The following is an 18,225-nucleotide window of genomic DNA, read 5'->3' on the forward strand; positions in this document are numbered from 1 at the left end:
AAACTCTCGGACTCAAACACATCAAGCATGGTCGATGACCAGCCCCTGGATCTCGTTCGCGACGTCCTCGAAGCGGTCGACGATCTTTTCCAGGCTGCTGTAGATCTCGCGGTTGATGATGAACGTCATCGGGTCCGCACTGATCTTCGATGCCTGGAACAGCGCGCGCAGGCCCGTGTCGTGGATGTCGTCGGCATGACCCTCGATCTGGATCAGCCGCGCGGTCAGATCGTGCAACCGCCCCGCATTGCTCCCGAGCGAGCGGAGCAGCGGAATCGCCTCTGCCGTAATCCGTGCGGCCTCGACGATGATCCCCGCCATGTCGCGCATCTGCGGCGAGAATTCGGTGACCTCGTACAGCGCGATCGCGTTGGCGGTACCGTTCATCTGGTCGATCGCGTCGTCCATCACGCCGATCAAATCCGTGATCGCGCTGCGGTCGAACGGCGTGACGAACACCCGGCGCACGTCCTGCAACACCTCGCGCGTGATATCGTCGGCCTCGTGCTCGCGCTTGACGATCTCGGCGATCTGACCCTCGATCGAGCCTTCGCCGTGGAGCAGCCGTGCGAGCGCATCGGCGCCGGCGACCAGGGTCGCGGCATGCGCGTCGAACAGTTCGAAGAACCGTCCCTGCTTCGGCATCAGCGACTGGAACCAGCCCAGCATCGGAATTCTCCTTTTCGCACTCGTGCGCACGACGGGTAAGATACGTTGCGCGAGCGACGCCGGGATCGGCGGCTCACGGAAAGCAGCGATCAGCGCCTTCAGGCCGGGCTCATTGACAGCCTCCGCCGCGCGATCAAGCGTAAACCAGCGTGTGTCGCGCTGATGACGCTCGGGCCAGTCCTCGACCTGCTCGACGAAGGCGAGTGGAAACACGGTGACGATCATGTCGCGGTAGCGGCCGGTGCGGCGGCGTTTGCGGTACGCGAACTGTCCCACGGGCGAGGGGCAGGGGATGCCGCGGATGCCGGCTTCTTCGTACGCCTCCTGCGCGGCGGCCTCGTGGCTGGCGAGACCTACAATGGGGTTGCCCTTGGGGATCACCCAGCGCCCGGTATCGCGCGAGGTGATCAGCATCACGCGCGCATGCCCGGCTTCGTCGATCACATAGGGAAGTGCGCCGATCTGCTCGATGGTTCGGGTCCTCGCACCCGCAGAATCGCGGGGAAAGTCGGGAGCTTATACTCGGTTTTTACGCAAGGATAGCGGCGCGGCGGAGAGTTTTCGGACCGTCATCGCGGGTCCATTTCTGTCCCATTGCCGGACGCCGCTACCTTAACCACCTTTGCCACTGGTCGAATTGGTAAACGCGACGTTAACGTTTGCATCATGACCAGACGCCTAGTCCTTACCAACGAAGCCGCCCGCCACCCGCTGCGCCGTTCGCTGCCGCCGCCGGTGATCGCGAGCGCAAGAAACGACGATCAGGACGTGAAACTGTTCCTGCTCAGTTTCGCCGCGTTCTTCACGTGCTTTTACAGCTTCATTTTCTGAGAAAGCCGGGCGTAATCCTCCCCTTGGCGGGGAAGGATACTTAACCTCGAAGCGTCGGCAAACAGCCGATCGCGTCGTCGTCGCAGGCCCGGTGCAGCTTTTGCGCCAGCCACGCCGAGACGAGGCACATCGCCGCCACGAGGAACAGCATGTCCTCCGGCGTCACGCCCATCGCGGTGATTCCGATCACCAGGATCGAGCCGATCGTCATCGCGCCCGAATTGACGACGTTGTTCGCCGCCACGGTGCGCGCGGTCTGGTCCTTCTCGACGGTGGTCGTGAGGAACGCGTAGAGCGGCACGACGAACATCCCGCCGGTTATCGCGATCGCCAGCAGCGTCGCCAGCACCGGGATCGCACCCGGCTGATGGATGAACCCCGCCCAGTCGTAATAATGTCCCGGAGCCGCGGGCGTCCAGTTGCGTGCCAGGAACGAGAACAGCACGACGAACCCGCCCATCGCGATCACCGACGCGGGCGAGAACTTCGCGGAAATCCGCCCGCGTAGCATCGAGTTGATGACCACCGAGCCGATCGCGACCCCGACCGAGAACACCGCGATTACGAAGCTGGCGACTCGCTCGTCGGCGGTCAGCACGTTCTTGACCAGTGGCGGAAAGACGATGATCAGCACCGCGCCGATCGTCCAGAAGAAGCTGATCGCGACGATCGCCAGGAACAGTCGAGGGATGTGCAGCGTCGCGCTGATCAACCGCCACGACGCGGTGAACGGGTTGTAGTCGAGCTTCAACGGCGGGCCTTCGCGCGGTGCCGGCGGCACCTGGCGGCCGGAGAACCAGCCGATAACCGCGACGATCAACACACTGGCAGCGGCGCCTTCGATCGGTATCCAGCCTGCCGTCACCGTGCCGAGAAGGATGGCGAGATACGTCCCAGCCTCGACCAGCCCAGTGCCGCCGAGCACGTCGCACGGCTTCAGATGCTGCGGCAGGATCGCGTATTTGATCGGCCCGAAGAAGGTCGAGTGCACGCCGAGGCACAGCACCGCGCCGAGCATCAGCCCGATTCCTAGCGACGGGTGCCCAGCACGCGCGACCATCAGGCCGGTCGCACCGAGCAGCATGATGCCGATCTCGACCGTCTTGACGATCCGGATGATCCGCGCCTTGTCTTCGCTGTCCGCCAATTGCCCGGCGAGCGCGGACAGCAGGAAGAACGGCAGGATGCCGAGTCCCGTCGCCAGCGCGTTGAAATTGGCCTCCATCTTCGGATCGTTGAAAACGGCATAGGTCGCGAACAGGACCATCGAGGTCTTGAACAGGTTATCGTTGAACGCGCCGAGAAACTGCGTGGTGAACAGGGGCAGGAAGCGACGTTGCTTCAGCAACCCGAGGGCATTGAGCATGACGGGAAATAGCCCTGATCGTTGCGGTAATATGTCGAACCCTTAGCCGAGCGTCATCCGCACGCCAACGTTAAACCGGTTTCGCCCCGCGACCGACCGGTATAGGGGTGGTGGGTGCTGAGCTTGCCTAACCTCCTGACATTGTCGCGGATCGTCGCGGTGCCCCTGCTGGTCTGGTTCCTGTGGTGGCCCGACTGGGAGGCTGGGTACGGCATCGCCTTCGTGCTGTACTGCCTGATGGGCATCACCGATTATTTCGACGGGTATCTCGCGCGGTCGAGCGGTGCGGTGTCGCGATTGGGGATTTTCCTCGATCCGATCGCGGACAAGATCATGGTCGCGGCGGTGATCCTGATCCTGGTCGGCACGCGCGATATTGCCGGCATCCATGTCATCGCCGCGTTGGTCATCCTGCTACGCGAGATCGCGGTGTCGGGATTGCGCGAGTTCCTGGCGCAGGTGCAGGTTTCGGTGCCGGTATCGCAGCTCGCCAAGTGGAAGACGACGCTGCAGCTCGTGTCGCTCGGCGGGATCATCCTGGGCGGTTCCGTGCCCGAAATGGTCTGGGTCCATACCGTCGGCATCGTCGCGCTGTGGGGCGCGGCTGTCCTTACGTTGCTGACCGGGTGGGACTATCTCCGCGTCGGCCTGAAGCACATGGACTGAAAATGACGATACGGATGGTGTATTTCGCGTGGGTGCGCGAGCGTATCGGCACGGGTGAGGAGGCGGTCGAGCCGCCGGCGAGCGTCGTGACGGTGGCGGATCTGGTCGATTGGTTGGCCGAGACCAGCCCGGCGCATGCGGGGGCTTTCGAGAACCGATCGCGGTTGCGCGCGGCGGTCGATCAGGACTTCGTGCCGCTCGATACGCCGATCGGTCACGCACAGGAGATCGCCATCTTCCCACCGGTGACCGGCGGATGATCCATATCTCGGTTCAGCAATCGCCGATCGATATCGCCGCCGAGATGACGCGCGCGGAAGTGGCAGGAGCGGGCGCGGTGGCGACGTTCACCGGGCTGGTGCGTGCTGACGACGGTGTGGGAACGCTTGAGCTAGAACATTATCCCGGCGCGACCGAAGCTACGTTGCTCAAGGTCGCCGAAGGCGCGATCGAACGCTGGTCGCTGAGTGCCGCTATCATCGTGCACCGCGTCGGGCCGATGCACCCGGGGGAGCGGATCGTATTCGTCGCGGCAACGGCGGCGCATCGCGGCGCCGCGCTGGAGGCCTGCGCGTATCTGATCGACCGGCTGAAGACCGACGCGCCGTTCTGGAAGCGCGAGACGCGCGGTATCGAAGCTAGCTGGGTCGAAGCACGTGATGGCGACCACGCGGCCGCGGCACGCTGGGATATCTCGAAGGGCTAACCCAAATAATGTTCTCCCGCGAAGGCGGGAGCCCAGACTGGATCCCCGCCTTCGCGGGGAAACAAAGTAGTGCGGGCCGCGCTCCCGGATGGGATCGCGGCCCGCAGTCGCATCAGCCGAGCTTCGGAACGCTCATGCCGTTGGTGAGATGAACGACGCCGTTCGTTTCCTTGATGTCCGCCGTATCGACATACGACTTGATACCAGCCGTGTCGGTCAACTCGATGTTTCCGTTCGGTCCGAGCCCTGCAATCAACGGCTGGCCTGCCAGCGTCGTCAGCGTGGCCTTGCCACCGCCCGCAGTGATCCGCGCCTTCAACTGGTCCGCGGTCAGCGCACCGGCAACGACGTGATACTTGATGATCGTCGCGAGCGTCGGTGCCGACTCAGGCTTCAACAGCGTGTCGAGCGCACCGGCGGGCAGGCGCGTGAAGGCCTCGTCGCTGGGTGCGAACAGCGTGTACGGGCCGGGGCCTGCGAGCGTCGCCTGCAACTTCGCGGCGGTCACCAGCTTTGCCAGCGTCGCGCGGTTCGGCAGCGTCGGCAGTGCGGCCGCAATGGTCGTCGTTGCCGCCGCAGTCGGGGCGACAGGCGCACCGGACTGTTGCGGAGCAACCGCGGTGCCGGGTGCCGCCGGAGTGGTTGGCGTCGCCGGCATCGCCGTTTGCGGTGCGGCCGGTGCCGCAGTACGCGGCGCGGTTGGCGCTGCCGTCTGGGCAGTCGCACCCGTGGCAATAAACAGGCTCGTTGCCGCAGCAATCATAAGGTTGGTCTTGACAGTCATCTGCAACTCCAGAGATTGTGATTGGGACGAATGAAACTCGAACGGTCCAATTTGGGTATAGAACCAGCGATCTCAAGAATTTCACTGACAGGCCGTAGCATCGGTGCGATGAACCGAGCCTGTCTAACTCATATTTAGCTCAGTTTAGGGACGATCACGCCATTGACGACGTGAACGACGCCGTTCGACTGGCGGACATCTGCGGTCTCGACATAACTCTTGTTACCGTTGACGTCGGTCAACGCGATGACAGCGCCTACCATCGTCGCAGTGATCGGGTCGCCCTCGACCGTGGTCAACGTCGCGGTACCGCCACCGGCGGCGATGCGCTGGCGCAGATCGTCGGCAGTGATGACGCCCGGCAGGACGTGATACGTCAACACCTTGGTCAACGAGGCCTTGTTCTCGGGCTTTAGCAAGGTGTCGACCATGCCCGGCGCGAGCCGTCCGAACGCATCGTTGGTCGGGGCGAATACGGTGTAGGGGCCGGGGCCGGACAGCGTGCCGACCAGATCTGCGGCCTTTACCGCGGCAACCAGGGTCGACAGGTTCGGTGCAGCCGACGCATTGTCGACGATCGTCCGCGTCGCCATCATCGGCACGCCGCCGACGGTCGGATTGGCGACAGCGGGCGGCCCGTTCGGTACTGCCAGTGCGGGATTGGCGGGCGTTGTCGAGGCGCTGGCCACGTCGTCCTTGGATTTGCCGCTACACGCGGCGAGTGCCAGCGCGCTGGTCATCAGCAGCAGTGGAAGCGTCTTCGACATCGTTCGATCTCCAGCGGGAACTGGGAAACATACGATCGAAGGCCGAGTTGGTTGCGCAAGCGTGTCGATCTCGGGATGGGGTGAATACCGCGCGCGCCCAGACCGCAACGGTCTCCCATCCTTGAAAGGGAGGGGCAGGGGGTGGGTCGGCTTCCGCATCTTGGACCGTCGGCGACACAAGCTGGCCGACCCACCCCCAACCCCTCCCTTTCAGGGATGGGGGCAGAAGTGAGCGATGAGAGTAAGTGCGTCCTACTGAACGTCGGCCAGCGCCTTTGCCATCAACCGGAAGTCCTTCTCCCGCGGGCTGGCCCTCCGCCACACCAAGGCAATCTTTCGTACGGCATTCTTCTCGTCGAGCGGCCTCGCGGTGATGTTAGTGTTGTCGAGGATCCCCGCCTTCAACGCCATTTCCGGCAGCATCGTGATGCCGAGCCCGTTGTCGACCATCTGCACGATCGTGTGCAGCGACGTACCCAGCATCGTCGCCTCCGCCCGCAGCTCCGGGCGGTTGCACGCGCCGAGCGCATGATCCTTCAGGCAATGCCCGTCCTCCAGCAGCAGCAGTCGCGTCTCGTCGATCGCCGACGCGGGGATCGCGGGGAGCGCGGTCGGCTCTTCGCCCGACGGATACGCCACGAACAGCCGATCTTCGAACAGCGTCTCCGACGTCACCTCGCCGCACGCATAGGGGAGTGCCAGCAGCACGCAGTCGGTTCGACCATTGTGCAGTCCCTCGCATGCCGGACCGCTCGGCTCCTCGCGGAGGAACAGCTTCAGGTCGGGATAATCCTTCCGCAGCCGTGGCAGGATCCTCGGCAGCATGAACGGCGCGATCGTCGGGATGACGCTCATCCGCATGTCGCCCGAAAGCGGTTGGCCCGCGGCGCGCGCCATGTCGCCCAGTTCCTCCGCCTCGCGCAACACGCGCCGCGCCTTGTCGGCGATCCCGTCGCCCAGTGGCGTGAACCGCACGACTCGCCGGGTACGCTCGACCAACACCACGCCGATCAGCGTTTCCAGCTCGCGAAGGCCCGCCGACAGCGTCGATTGCGTCACGAAGCACGCCTCCGCGGCGCGTCCGAAATGGCCGTGGTCCTTCAGCGCAACGAGATATTGCAACTGTTTCAACGTGGGTAGGTAGGTCGCAGCCATTAATCGCCTCTATCGATCATCAGATGATAAATAGAGCGTTGGATCGATTACACCAGCCCCCTATACCGCAATGCACAACAACCGAGCGGGCCAACCGCCGCCTTTGAGGATGCCTGGAGTCAAGTTTATTTCCAGGAGGCTTCCATCATGTTGACCATCGGCGACCAGTTCCCATCGATGACCATTCCCGTCCAGCAGGGCACCGCAGCGCTGCCCGCCGGCGAGACGCTCGACCTGACGACGGCATATCCCGGCAAGTGGAAGGTGCTGTTCTACTGGCCGAAGGACTTCACGTTCGTGTGCCCGACCGAGATCGTCGGTTACAGCGATATCCGCGGCGATTTCGAGGACCGCGACGCCGTACTGATCGGTGCGTCGACCGACACCGCGCACGTCCACCTCGCCTGGCGCAAGTCGGACGCGGATCTTGCCGCCGCGGACTTCCCGTGGCTCGCGGACAACGGCGCCAAGCTCGCCGACGCGCTCGGGATCGTCGACAAGAACGAGCATGTGGCGTTCCGTGCGACCTTCATCATCGATCCGGACAACGTCATCCAGGCGGTCCAGGTCAACGGCCTGAACGTCGGCCGCAACCCCGCCGAGACGCTCCGCGTGCTCGACGCGCTGCAGACCGACGAGCTCTGCCCGTGCAACTGGAACAAGGGCGACGACGTCCTCCAGCTCGCTGCGTAAGTAAAACTCCCCTCCCGCTTGCGGGAGGGGTTGGGGGAGGGCGTGTCCACATGGGCCGCCCTCTCTTTTTGTCTCCAGTCCCTCCCCCGACCCCTCCCGCAGGCCGAAGGGGAGCAGAAGGAATTATCATGTCGCTCAAGGAATTCGCCGGGACACTCCCGGACTACGCCAAGGACATCCGTCTCAACGTCGGCTCGCTGCTCAACGAGACGCACCTCACCGACCAGCGCAAATACGGTTTGTTGCTCACCTGCGCACACGGCGCGGGCTACAAGCCGCTGGTCGAAGCCGCCGAGGCCGAATGCGCGCCGAAGCTCTCGCCCGAGGCCGCGAACGCAGCGCGTGCAGCCGCTGCGGTGATGGCGATGAACAACGTGTATTACCGGTTCACTCATCTCGCCGGAAACCAGGAATACCGCAACATGCCCGCCAAGCTGCGCATGAACGTGATCGGCCAGCCGGGTATCGACAAGGTAGATTTCGAGCTGTTCAGCCTGGCGGTGTCGGCGATGAACGGCTGCGGCATGTGCATCGACAGCCACGAGCAGGTCCTGAAGAAGGCTGGTGTGACCGCGGAGGCGATCCAGACATCGGTGCGGATCGGCGCGGTGATGGCCGCGGTCGCGACGATCCACGCGACGTTGTGAAGTAATCCCCCTCCCACTTGTGGGAGGGGTTAGGGGAGGGGCTGGCCTCAAGTACGGCGTCGTATTTGGCACGCCCTCCCCCGACCCCTCCCGCAAGCGGGAGGGGAGTTCGGTCAGTGCCAGATCGCGCGATACAGCCCGAACAGACTGGTGATCGTCAGGATCACCCCCACCAGCACCATCAGCGTCTTCGCCGGCACGCGCTTCGCCAGCATCGCGCCGAACGGTGCCGCCAACACCCCGCCGATCAGCAGACCCACCGTAGCCTGCGTAAACGCCGCCCAGCCAAGCTGCGTGATGAACGTTGCCGAGATCGTCGCGGTCAGGAAGAACTCGGCCGTGTTGACCGTCCCGATCGTAGTCCGCGGCGACGCGCCCTGCACCAGCAGGTTCGACGTCACCACCGGCCCCCAGCCGCCACCGCCCGCCGCGTCGAGGAACCCGCCGACCAGCCCGAGCGGCTCGACGATCTTCGGCTCCTTCTGCTTGGGCGGATAGCGCAAGCCCCGCCACAGCAGATACACGCCGATCGACGTCAGATACGCGAGGATGAACGGTTTTGCCGTGCTCGCATCGATGTTCGACAGCACGTACGCGCCCAGCACGCCGCCGATCACGCCCGGGATCATCAGCCGCAGGAACAGTGTCCAGTTGACGTTCTTGTGCAGCACATGGCTGATCCCCGACACCGCGGTCGTGAAGGTCTCGACGGTATGCACGCCAGCAGACGCCGCGGCCGGCGGCACGCCGACCCACAGCAGCAGCGTGTTCGAAATCACCCCGAACGCCATCCCCAGCGCGCCATCGACGATCTGCGCGGCGAACCCGACAAGTATGAAGGGCAGGAGCGTCTCGAAGCTCAAGGTCGTCAGGTCGAACATCGGCATCCCCTCAATATTGGGCCCAGATTGCAACGCGCGGGCTTATCCCACAACAAAGATAGGCTTTACCCCGATCCTTATGGCTCGATGCAGCCCTGATGAGCGGTTCTGGAAATCGGCCGCCCGATACCCTAGATACGGAAATCGCGAAGGGGACTGCGGATGTCGAGCGGATTACTGGCCTATCTGGATTCGATCCGCGCCCGCGATCCCGCCCCGCATTCGCGCGCCGAAATCATGCTGTACCCCGGCGTCTGGGCGCTCGGCTATCACCGCATCGCGCACCGCCTGTACAAGGCGAAGCTCTATTTCCTCGCGCGCTGCGTCAACCATTGGTCGCGCTTCACGACCGCAATCGACATCCATCCGGGCGCGACGATCGGCCGCAATTTCTTCATCGACCACGGCTTCGTCGTGATCGGCGAGACCGCGGAGATCGGTGACGACGTCACGATCTACCAGTGCGTCACGCTCGGTGGCACCAGCCCCGACAACGGCGTGCAGGGCAAGCGCCACCCGACCATCTCCGATGGCGCGATCATCGGCTCGGGCGCGCAGGTGCTGGGCCCGATCACGCTCGGCAAGCGCTCGCGCGTCGGCGCCAACGCAGTCGTCACGCGCGACGTGCCGGCGGGCACGACGGTGGTTGGCATCCCCGCTCGCGCGACGACGATCGAGGGCGGCAACGCGCCCGAGGTGCCTCGCTTCGTGCCCTATGGTACGCCGTGCAGCGAGATGTTCGACCCCGCGACGCAGAAAATGGAGATCATGCGCTGCGAACTGGAGACGATGCGCAAGCGGCTCGACGCGCTGCTCGCCGACGAGCATCCAGAGGACCGTCGCGACCGCGCATGATGGTGAGTCACTGATGGGCGTCGTACCTTTTCCCACACCGTCCAAGGCGACACAGGTCGGCTTCGAACGCCTCGAACTGAATCGGATCCTCGATCTCTACGGCCGGATGGTCGCAGCGGGCCATTGGCGCGACTATGCGATCGATCTCGGCAAGGACGCGGCAGTGTTCGCTGCCTTCCGTCGCGCCGCAGAACGGCCTGAATTCCGGATCGAGAAGCGCCCGGCACTGCGCAACAAGCAGGGGATGTGGGCGCTGATCGGCGAGGGCGGCGCGGTGGTGAAGCGCGGGCATGAACTGGGCCCGGTGCTGGCCCCGGTCGAGCGCCGTTTCATGAAGTTGGTCGAGGATTAAGCGTAAGTCCCAATCCTCCCCCGCAAGGGGGAGGTGGCAGGCGCTTGCCTGACGGAGGGGGAGGACGCGACAACCGCTGCTCCGTGTCCTCCCCCTCCGTCGCTTCGCGCCACCTCATCCTTGCGGGGGAGGATTATTCGGCACGCTGTCAGCGTAGCGTCAGATCAAAGCCCCCATGACAGCCGGACATACCCGAACTGCCCCGGCACGTCGTACGTGCTCGGATCGTAGTTCGGCCCGGTGCAGCTGAAGCACGCCGGCGGGTCTTGGTTGAACACGTTGTTCACGCCGACCGTCAGCCCCAAGCGATTCTCCAGCCAGCCCGGCGACAGCGTAACCTGCACGTCGCCGTAGAAGGTGTTGTCGAGTGTCTTGCCGTCCGCTTCCTTCACGCTCTTGATATAGCGACCGGTGAACGAGGCGCGCGCCAGGCCGATGTCCCAGTCGACGACCGCATTGCCCTTGAACTTCGGATAGGATTGCTCGGGCGACCCACGCGTCGTACCCTGGTAATTGGTGGTGGTGAAGCCGACCGTCGCCGGGAAGCTTTCGGCGTATTTCAGCAGGATGTTGCCGTTGAGCGAAAGCCCGAACGTCCCGGCCGAGGTCTGCGGCGAGCGATAGACCGCTGTCACGTCGACGCCGCGGGTGCGGATGCCGCCGATGTTCTGCAACTGCGCGTCGATGCGCGAGATGATCCCGTTGGGCGTGCGGGAGATCGCCGCGCAGCTGAGTGCGTCCGCCACCTGCGAGCAGCGGCTGAGTGTCAGCGTCGCGTCGGTCGCCGCGATCGCGTCGTCGACCTTGATGTCGTAATAATTGCCTTCGATGCTCAACTGGCTGGCGATCCCGCTGGTCCGTGCCCAGCTCGGCGCATATACCGCGCCGAACAACCATGTCCGCGACGTCTCGGGCTTCAACGCCTCATTGCCGCCGGTCAGCACGCTCAGCTGTCCGCCATTCGGCTCCTGATAGCTGCCGTTCGCGGGCACGCCGTTGGCGACGCAGTTGGCGCGGACGGTCGCGGACGACTGGAACGGCGATCCGGCGACGTTGGTGCAGGGATCGTCGATCGCGGCGTCGGACCGCGATGCCGCGCCGAACAGTTCGCCGATGCTCGGCGCGCGGAAGCCCTGTGCATAGGAGGCGCGCAACAGCAGGTCGCTGAACGGCTTCCACAGGCCGCTGCCGGTATAGGTCGTGTTGCTGCCGCTGATCGAATAGTTCGAATGCCGCACCGCGCCGCCGATCTCGAGCGACTGGATGAGCGGCGTATTGTGGATCAGCGGTACCCGCAGCTCGGCATAGACTTCGTCCGAGTTGAAGTGCCCACGCGCCGGTTGCGCTGGGATATCCGCGCCGAGCCCTGCGGTGATCAGCGGATCGGGCGTGAAGCTGCCATATTGGACACGGTGCTCATAGCCCGCGGCGAGACCAACGGCGCCGGCGGGAAGGTCGAACAGGTCGCCCGAGATATTGGCGGTATAGTCCTCCAGGCTCTGCGAACTGCGTGCACGCTCGTCGAACGCGATGAAGCCGAGCATCGCCGGTGTGACCGAGCCTGCACCGCCGAAGATGTTGAACGGTACGCATGCCCCGGTGCAGTTCGCGACCGGGCCCAGTGCCTGAGCCAGATTGGCCGCGTTGATGTTGCCGGTGAACAACTGCTTGGCATCGTTGAAGCCGAGGACCGCGTTGACGTCCCAGTAGAACTTATGGCTGCCGACGTTGAACGAACCGTCGAGCGTCGCGGTCGCCGACATCGTGTCGACGGTCTGCGAATAAGTGCGCTGCCCCGCTTCGACGAGGCGACGGCGAACCGTCGAGTAGTTCGCCGGACCATTGCCCGCGCCGCCCGCCGACAGCGTGTAGCCGAACGGATTATACGGGTTGGTGGCATCGACCGAGATAGTGTCGAGCAGGTTGCCGTTGCCAGCGTCCGGCCCGATCACCAGCGGCAGGAACGCTGCCTGGTTCTGCGAATTGCGTCGCGTGTAGTTCATCTTCACGCGCAGGTTCACGTTGTCGGTGAGTTCCTGCTTGGCGCTGACGAAAAAGCCGTAGCGCTCGGACGGGGTCAGGAAATAGTTGAACGGCGAGAAGTTGAAGCGGTCGGCGGAGGTGAACTCCTTGAAATCGCTGTTCGGGCCGGTCGGATTGGCGGCGTCGTAGCGTGGCCGCCCGAGGATGGGGGCGGACTTCAGCGTCAGGTTCCGGCCACCGACCTGGAAGAATCCGTTGGGGGTAGCGCCCGAACAGCCACCAATGACGTCCGAGCAACTTGTCTGGCCGGGGTTCGGAAACTGCGAGATCCTGCGATCGCGCGTGCTGACCGCCTCCTGCTTCACGTAGCTGCCGCCGAACACCACGCTCGTCCGCGGCGCCTGGATGCCGTAGCTGACGTTATAGTCCTGCGTATGGCCGTCGCCCTGGCGGAACGTGCCGAACTGCGCGGACGCTTTGAGGCCCTTTTGCTGCGATTTGGTGATGATGTTGACGACGCCGGCCAGCGCGTCCGAGCCGTAGAGCGGCGACTGGCCTGACTGGAGGATTTCGATCCGCTCGATCGAGCCGACCTGGATCGTGTTGAGATCGACGGTCGAGGGAATGCCGCTTGCCGATGCGCCGTTGACGAAGCGCAGGCCGTCGACCAGCACCAGCGTTCGCTTGGCCGTCAGATAACGCAGGTCGATCTCGGCCGACCCTGCACCGACGCCGCCGCCGTCGGGCGGATTGCCGATGTTACCCGAATTGTTGACCTTCGAATTGAGCCCGCCGGCCGCGCTTGGCAGCCGCTGGAGGACGTCGGCGACCGACGAAAGCCCGGTGCGCTGGATCGACTGCGCATCGACCGTGACGACGGGGGAGGGCTGGTCCAGTGGACTGCGGCGAATGCGCGATCCGGTCACGACGATCTCATCTCCGCCAGCCTGGTCTACGGATGGGTCGGCAGCCTGCACGCCCTCGGCGGCCGGTGTCGTCACAGCTTGTGCGAAGGCCGGCATCGCTGCGAGCATCGCCACCAATGCCAACCCGCTGGCGCCGGCATATTTGCTCGCGCCCGTGAACGTCTTGATCCCACGCTTCAACATTTTTCCCCTTGTCCGCGCCCCAGCAAACATCCGCTCTCTTATCTTATGTGTGCGAATGATGGCTCAGGGGCGTAACGAAGCAAGGGAAGATTGCGTGATGCGACAATTTTGTTGCGATATGTGTCCTGCGTGTTGCGCGCAGGACACGCAGGTGATCAGACTAAAACGGGTGCCGCGGCGCGATCCGCTTCCCCAAACACACGCAGATACCGCGCGATCTCCGTGGGTTCGCCCGTCGCCTTCGCCGGATTGTCGGACAGTTTTACCGCCGGCCGGCCATTCGCTTCGATTACCTTGCAGACCAGCGAGATCGGCTCCAGCGCCGCCGCGCCATCGGGATCGCAGCCGCGGAAGTCGTTGGTCAGGTTGGTCCCCCAGCCAAAGCTCATCCGCACGCGGCCGTGAAAATGGCGATACGTCTGTTCGATCGTGTCGATGTCCATCCCGTCGGAGAAGATCAGCAGCTTGGTCTTCGGATCGACGCCCTGCTCCTCCCACCAGCGGATGATCTGCTCGCCGCCCGCGATCGGCGGCGCGCTGTCGGGACGGAAGCCGGTCCACTCCGCCAGCCAGTGCGGGGCGTTGCGCAGGAACGCGGTCGTCCCGAACGCGTCGGGGAGGGCAATCAACAGATTGCCGTTATAATGTTGCCGCCAATGCTCGAGCACGCGGTACGGCGCTTCGGCCAGCTCGGCGTCGCTGTCGGCCAGCGCGGCGGTCACCATCGGCAGTTCGTGCGCGTTAGTGCCGATCGCCTCCAGGTCGGCGTCCATCGCGAGCAGCACGTTCGAGGTGCCGATGAAGCGGTCGCCAAGCCCTTCCTTCAGCGCTTCGACGCACCAGCGCTGCCACAGGAACCCGTGCCGCCGCCGCGTGCCGAAGTCCGACAGCACGAGGTCGGGCAGTTCGCGCAGCCGCTCGACCTTCTCCCACAGTTTCGCCTTGGCGCGTGCGTAGACGATGTCGAGCGCGAACCGGCCGCGATCACGCAGCGCGGCGCGCGACTTCAGCTCGTTGATGATGGTCAGTGCAGGGATCTCCCACATCGTCGTGTGAGCCCACGGGCCCTCGAAATGCAGTTCATACTGCCCGTCGACCTTCCGCAGGTCGTAGGCAGGCAACTGGAACTCGGCGAGCCACGCGAGGAACTCGGGCCCGAACATCTTCTGTCTACCGTAGAAGCTGTTGCCGGCGAGCCAGATCAGCTCCTTCTTCGCGAACCGCAGCGTCCGCGCGTGATCGAGCTGCGCGCGCAGTTCGGCCTCGTCGACGATCTCCGCCAGCCGCACCGTCTTCGTCCGGTTGATCAGCGCGAAAGTGGCGCTGACGTCGGGATACACCTGCCGGATCATCTGCAGCATCAGCAGCTTGTAGAAATCGGTATCGAGCAGGCTGCGCACGATCGGATCGAGCCGGAAATTGTGATTGTACGTCCGGGTGGCGATATCGGTCACGGCCATGCGCATGGGCTCCTGCGTTGCGTAGGGGCCGGGTGTCCGAGAAGACGCGTTTGTGTCAAGCAGTGGGCAAAGGAGACGGGCGATGACGCGGTTCGTGGTCGTGGTGGATACGCAGTGGGATTTCATGGCGGGCGAGGGCGCGCTGAGCGTGGCGGGGGCGGAAGAGTTGGTCGCGCCGATGCAGGCGTGGCTGTCGGCTCTCACGCCTGACGAGGTTGCCGGCGTCCTGTTCACGTTCGACACGCATTTCGTCGAGACCTACGCCGCGTCTCCCGAGGCGCAGATGTTTCCGATCCACTGCGTGCGGGGCACGAAAGGGTGGGGCAACATGCTCGACGTCGCGTCGGTCGACCCGGCGATCCCGGCGTGGCGGATCGAGAAGGGCGTGTTCGACATGTGGGCCGAGCCGGGTCTGGTGATCGAGGATGCGCGGAATGCCGAGCGGCCGACTATTGAGCGCGAGGCTTTCTTCTCGGCGTTGGCGGCAAGTGGCGTTACGGAGGTCACGGTGATCGGTGTCGCGGCGGATTACTGCGTCCGCTGGGCCGTTGAAGGCCTGCTCGCGCGGGGTTTCGTGGTGACCGTGCCGGCGGGCCTCACGCGCGGTATCGAGCGACAGATCGACGCGGTTGCGGGCGAGAATTTTGCCGGCAAGATACTCGTCGTCTGACCTGATGTAGCGCTGGGCGAACGATCCTCCCCCGCCAGGGGGAGGTGGCACCGAAGGTGACGGAGGGGAGGTAAGAGCAAACTGTCGCTCCGTGTCCTCCCCCTCCGTCTGACAAGTCTCTGCCACCTCCCCCTAGCGGGGGAGGATCAGCGAGGGCCTTCACGCCATCGCCGCAAGCAGCCGCCCGACATCCACCGTCGCGAACGAGGCGAAATTGTCCGCCACGCCGAACGGTAGCAACAGCGTGCGATCATGGACGATTCCGCCGCAGCTATACACGACGTTCGGCACATAACCGTCACGCTCGGCCGGGCTCGGCACGATCAGCGGATCAGTCATCCGCGCGAGCAATTTGGTCGGGTCGGCCTTGTCGAGCAGGCATGCGCCGATGCAATAATTGCGGACGCTGCCGACGCCGTGGGTCAGCACCAGCCAGCCTTCGTCGATCTCGATCGGGGATCCGCAATTGCCCATCTGGATGAACTCCCATGGCCATTTCGGCTCGACGATCCTGGTGCCGCCGTCCCAGGTCAGCAGGTCGTCCGAGGTCAGGTACCAGATATTCTCGTTGTCCTGCCGTCCGAGCATCGCATACTGTCCGCTGATCTTACGCGGGAACAGCGCCATGCCCTTGGTCGCCGAGACCGCGCCGCGCATCGGCTGCATCTCGAACGTCTTGAAGTCCTCGCCGCGCAGCAGTTCGCACCGCGCTTCCGAGCCGCTGAACGCGGTATAGGTGCCGAGATACTGCACCTTGCCAGCGTCCTCGAAACGGACGAGCCGCAGGTCCTCGATCCCCTGGTGCTGGCTCGGCAGGATCGGAAAGATCACCGTCTCCGACAATTCGCGACTGCCACCGCATTCCAGCCGGGTGGGACCGCCATCGGTTGCGCCCTGATCGGTCGGTGTGACCCGCGGTGGCACCGCGGTCTGGCTCGCGGGATCGACCGAGAAACCGTCGTCGGGCGACCAGCTCCCGGTGCGGAACGTGACCGACGAGACATGGCCTTCGCCGATGCCGCGTAGCGACAGGATGAAGCACAGGCCGCCCTCGGGTGCCTTGGCCTGGTCGGGGTCGAGGACCATGCTCGGATTGAACAGCGCGGCGGCCTCGAACGAATATTCGCCGCTGAGATACGCGCCGATCAGCAGTTTCTGGTCGGTGTCGATCTCGCGCGGGTCCTTCAATACCGCCATGATCTCGCCGAACCGGTGCAGGAGAAGCTCGTCGACATCGCGGTGGCGTTCGTCGAGCGACTCCATCACGCGGCGACGTTCGGCGCGGAGTTCGTCGGGCGACAACGACAGCACGCGGTCGATCACGCGGACGGCGCGGGGGTGGCCATCGACCTTGAACGCGCCGGGATATTCGATGTTGAACGGCCGGATGACGGTCCGCGATGGGTCTGGCCGCAACTGGATATTGGAAAAGGCGACGAGTTCGGCTTCGGCCATGGTCGGCTCCAAGTGACGCGCCGCCGTCGCGTCGAAACGGACGCCACGACACTGCGAGGGGTGCCCAGCACTGAACGCCGAAACCGCCGCCTTGGCTACATGAATTCCCCGTCACGCGCGGCTGCCGAAACACCGCGGAAAACTTCGTCTGTCACACCACCAGTTCGATCATTCGACGACCGGTGCACGAAGGAAGCGGTATGCAAGCTCAACCATCACGACCCGGCAATTGTGCGATCGGCCGCCACATGCCGCGATCCCGGCACCGCGACGTGAAGGGCGAGCCGATCCAGCGGTCCGCCTGCAGGTGTTGCGGCGCGGCGATCGTCAAGTCCGCGGTCAGTCGCCGCTGGATCGTGTCGGGCATGCTCGGCTGATTAGACGTCGCCCTTAGCGTCAGCGGTCGCGACGTTCCGGAGGCGGGGCGGCCGGTTCGTCCGAGCCGTTCCGCCACGTCTCGCCGCCCGCGCGTGGCAGTTCGCCGCGGGTCAGCGTGCCGTCATGGTTCCGGTCGAGCGCGGCGAAGCGCGTTGCCGCAGCCTTGGCAAACTCGCCTGAATCGATGCCGCGGTTAAGGTTCGCATCGGCGGCGATTACCGGCTCCGGCAGGTCGAAGAAGCCGTAGCGCGCGGCGCCGATGCGTTCGTGGACGGTGGCGCCCTTCTTGCTGTCGCCGTTGCCGAACTGCATGCCCTGGCCGCCAGACCCGCCGCCACCTCGTCCGCGTCCGCCACGGCCTCGCTCGCCACCTTCGGACCTTGGCCCACGGCCGCCCGACGCCACGCGGATTTCCGGCACCATGACGTTCTCGTAATAGGCGATGTCGTCGGGATCGATCTCGCCGTCCTTGCGGCGATCGAGCACAGCGAAGAAGCGCGCGGCGTCATGCTGGAATTCGGCCATCGTGATCCGCCCGTCGCCATCGGTATCGGCGCCGGCAAACCACAGGTCCTGCGCCGCACCCGGCTTGAGTGAAGCGCGGAACGGTTCGCCCATCGGACTGATGAATAACTGGCCGCGGCCGCGAGCCGGACCGTGTCCGCCCTGAGGGTGCGGCTGAGCCGAGCATCCGGCCAGCGCGGCGGCGATGCCGAGGTAAAGGATACGCATGCAATCTCCCGAAATGCCGTGATATTCGTCTGACACGGCGATCGTTGCCGTGATGTTTGGGCTGAC

Annotated in this window: 20 protein-coding genes; 9 read left to right on the forward strand and 11 right to left on the reverse strand. The window is 64.6% G+C overall.

The window, feature by feature from the left end; genetic code table 11:
* Positions 1-21: 21 nt before the first annotated feature.
* The gene (locus C8J42_RS06400; protein ID WP_133019366.1) at positions 22-1,140 is read right to left on the reverse strand and encodes a DUF47 family protein; all 1,119 of its coding nucleotides are present in this window, start codon (positions 1,138-1,140) and stop codon (positions 22-24) included.
* Positions 1,141-1,335: 195 nt separating this feature from the next.
* On the opposite strand from C8J42_RS06400, the gene C8J42_RS20075 reads away from it, so the two are divergent.
* On the forward strand, positions 1,336-1,500 hold the full coding sequence (locus C8J42_RS20075; protein WP_165895438.1) for a hypothetical protein: 165 nt from the start codon (positions 1,336-1,338) through the stop codon (positions 1,498-1,500).
* Between the two features lie 40 nt (positions 1,501-1,540).
* Here C8J42_RS20075 and C8J42_RS06405 read toward each other — a convergent pair whose 3' ends face one another.
* Positions 1,541-2,866, reverse strand: a complete 1,326-nt coding sequence (locus tag C8J42_RS06405; protein WP_133019367.1) for an MFS transporter — start codon at positions 2,864-2,866, stop codon at positions 1,541-1,543.
* Between the two features lie 114 nt (positions 2,867-2,980).
* Here C8J42_RS06405 and pgsA point away from each other — a divergent pair, with 114 nt between their 5' ends.
* Genes pgsA through C8J42_RS06420 form a run of 3 tightly spaced genes read left to right on the forward strand, consistent with a single transcriptional unit; the run spans position 2,981 to position 4,238 of the window.
* A complete protein-coding gene (gene pgsA, locus C8J42_RS06410) occupies positions 2,981-3,532 on the forward strand; it encodes a CDP-diacylglycerol--glycerol-3-phosphate 3-phosphatidyltransferase (RefSeq protein WP_056489286.1) in 552 nt (183 codons plus the stop codon).
* 2 nt (positions 3,533-3,534) lie between these two features.
* Positions 3,535-3,792 carry a molybdopterin converting factor subunit 1 gene (gene moaD, locus C8J42_RS06415; RefSeq protein WP_133019368.1) on the forward strand — a complete coding sequence of 86 codons (258 nt, stop codon included), beginning with the start codon at positions 3,535-3,537 and terminating at the stop codon, positions 3,790-3,792.
* The gene (locus C8J42_RS06420) at positions 3,789-4,238 is read left to right on the forward strand and encodes a molybdenum cofactor biosynthesis protein MoaE (RefSeq protein WP_133019369.1); all 450 of its coding nucleotides are present in this window, start codon (positions 3,789-3,791) and stop codon (positions 4,236-4,238) included. The genes moaD and C8J42_RS06420 overlap by 4 nt, the downstream gene beginning before the upstream one ends.
* Positions 4,239-4,350: 112 nt before the next feature.
* Here C8J42_RS06420 and C8J42_RS06425 read toward each other — a convergent pair whose 3' ends face one another.
* The 3 genes from C8J42_RS06425 to C8J42_RS06435 form a co-directional block, all read right to left on the reverse strand.
* Entirely contained in the window at positions 4,351-5,022 is a 672-nt protein-coding gene (locus C8J42_RS06425; RefSeq protein WP_133019370.1) for a fasciclin domain-containing protein, read from the reverse strand.
* A 134-nt stretch (positions 5,023-5,156) separates the two neighbouring features.
* Positions 5,157-5,789, reverse strand: a complete 633-nt coding sequence (locus C8J42_RS06430) for a fasciclin domain-containing protein (RefSeq protein WP_165895446.1) — start codon at positions 5,787-5,789, stop codon at positions 5,157-5,159.
* Positions 5,790-6,041: 252 nt separating this feature from the next.
* The gene (locus C8J42_RS06435) at positions 6,042-6,944 is read right to left on the reverse strand and encodes a hydrogen peroxide-inducible genes activator (protein ID WP_133019371.1); all 903 of its coding nucleotides are present in this window, start codon (positions 6,942-6,944) and stop codon (positions 6,042-6,044) included.
* A 147-nt stretch (positions 6,945-7,091) separates the two neighbouring features.
* Between C8J42_RS06435 and C8J42_RS06440 the strand changes: the two genes are divergently transcribed.
* Positions 7,092-7,637: a peroxiredoxin gene (locus C8J42_RS06440; RefSeq protein WP_055879693.1), complete on the forward strand. Its 546-nt coding sequence runs from the start codon at positions 7,092-7,094 to the stop codon at positions 7,635-7,637.
* A gap of 128 nt (positions 7,638-7,765) precedes the next feature.
* A complete protein-coding gene (locus C8J42_RS06445) occupies positions 7,766-8,284 on the forward strand; it encodes a carboxymuconolactone decarboxylase family protein (RefSeq protein ID WP_133019372.1) in 519 nt (172 codons plus the stop codon).
* 113 nt (positions 8,285-8,397) lie between these two features.
* Here the strand turns inward: C8J42_RS06445 and C8J42_RS06450 are convergent, their stop codons facing one another.
* Positions 8,398-9,171 (reverse strand): sulfite exporter TauE/SafE family protein, encoded by a 774-nt coding sequence (locus C8J42_RS06450; RefSeq protein ID WP_107953879.1) that lies wholly within the window; start codon positions 9,169-9,171, stop codon positions 8,398-8,400.
* A gap of 156 nt (positions 9,172-9,327) precedes the next feature.
* Between C8J42_RS06450 and epsC the strand changes: the two genes are divergently transcribed.
* Both epsC and C8J42_RS06460 read left to right on the forward strand, forming a co-directional pair.
* On the forward strand, positions 9,328-10,020 hold the full coding sequence (epsC, locus tag C8J42_RS06455) for a serine O-acetyltransferase EpsC (RefSeq protein WP_056057758.1): 693 nt from the start codon (positions 9,328-9,330) through the stop codon (positions 10,018-10,020).
* Between the two features lie 13 nt (positions 10,021-10,033).
* Positions 10,034-10,372 (forward strand): DUF2794 domain-containing protein, encoded by a 339-nt coding sequence (locus tag C8J42_RS06460; protein ID WP_056057761.1) that lies wholly within the window; start codon positions 10,034-10,036, stop codon positions 10,370-10,372.
* A gap of 164 nt (positions 10,373-10,536) precedes the next feature.
* Here C8J42_RS06460 and C8J42_RS06465 read toward each other — a convergent pair whose 3' ends face one another.
* Together C8J42_RS06465 and pncB are read right to left on the reverse strand one after the other, a co-directional pair.
* Positions 10,537-13,461, reverse strand: coding sequence for a TonB-dependent receptor (locus C8J42_RS06465; RefSeq protein WP_347812402.1), 2,925 nt, complete (start codon positions 13,459-13,461; stop codon positions 10,537-10,539).
* Positions 13,462-13,619: 158 nt separating this feature from the next.
* Positions 13,620-14,924 carry a nicotinate phosphoribosyltransferase gene (pncB, locus tag C8J42_RS06470; RefSeq protein ID WP_133019374.1) on the reverse strand — a complete coding sequence of 435 codons (1,305 nt, stop codon included), beginning with the start codon at positions 14,922-14,924 and terminating at the stop codon, positions 13,620-13,622.
* Positions 14,925-15,006: 82 nt separating this feature from the next.
* Between pncB and C8J42_RS06475 the strand changes: the two genes are divergently transcribed.
* Positions 15,007-15,594 (forward strand): isochorismatase family protein, encoded by a 588-nt coding sequence (locus C8J42_RS06475; RefSeq protein WP_120299907.1) that lies wholly within the window; start codon positions 15,007-15,009, stop codon positions 15,592-15,594.
* Between the two features lie 159 nt (positions 15,595-15,753).
* Here the strand turns inward: C8J42_RS06475 and C8J42_RS06480 are convergent, their stop codons facing one another.
* The 3 genes from C8J42_RS06480 to C8J42_RS06485 form a co-directional block, all read right to left on the reverse strand.
* Entirely contained in the window at positions 15,754-17,049 is a 1,296-nt protein-coding gene (locus tag C8J42_RS06480) for a glycoside hydrolase family 130 protein (RefSeq protein WP_133019375.1), read from the reverse strand.
* A 208-nt stretch (positions 17,050-17,257) separates the two neighbouring features.
* Positions 17,258-17,416 carry a hypothetical protein gene (locus C8J42_RS20080; protein WP_165895159.1) on the reverse strand — a complete coding sequence of 53 codons (159 nt, stop codon included), beginning with the start codon at positions 17,414-17,416 and terminating at the stop codon, positions 17,258-17,260.
* A gap of 29 nt (positions 17,417-17,445) precedes the next feature.
* The gene (locus C8J42_RS06485; protein WP_133019376.1) at positions 17,446-18,159 is read right to left on the reverse strand and encodes an EF-hand domain-containing protein; all 714 of its coding nucleotides are present in this window, start codon (positions 18,157-18,159) and stop codon (positions 17,446-17,448) included.
* Positions 18,160-18,225: the final 66 nt, after the last annotated feature.

Source organism: Sphingomonas sp. PP-CE-1A-559 (assembly GCF_004340965.1).
Lineage (GTDB): Bacteria > Pseudomonadota > Alphaproteobacteria > Sphingomonadales > Sphingomonadaceae > Sphingomonas.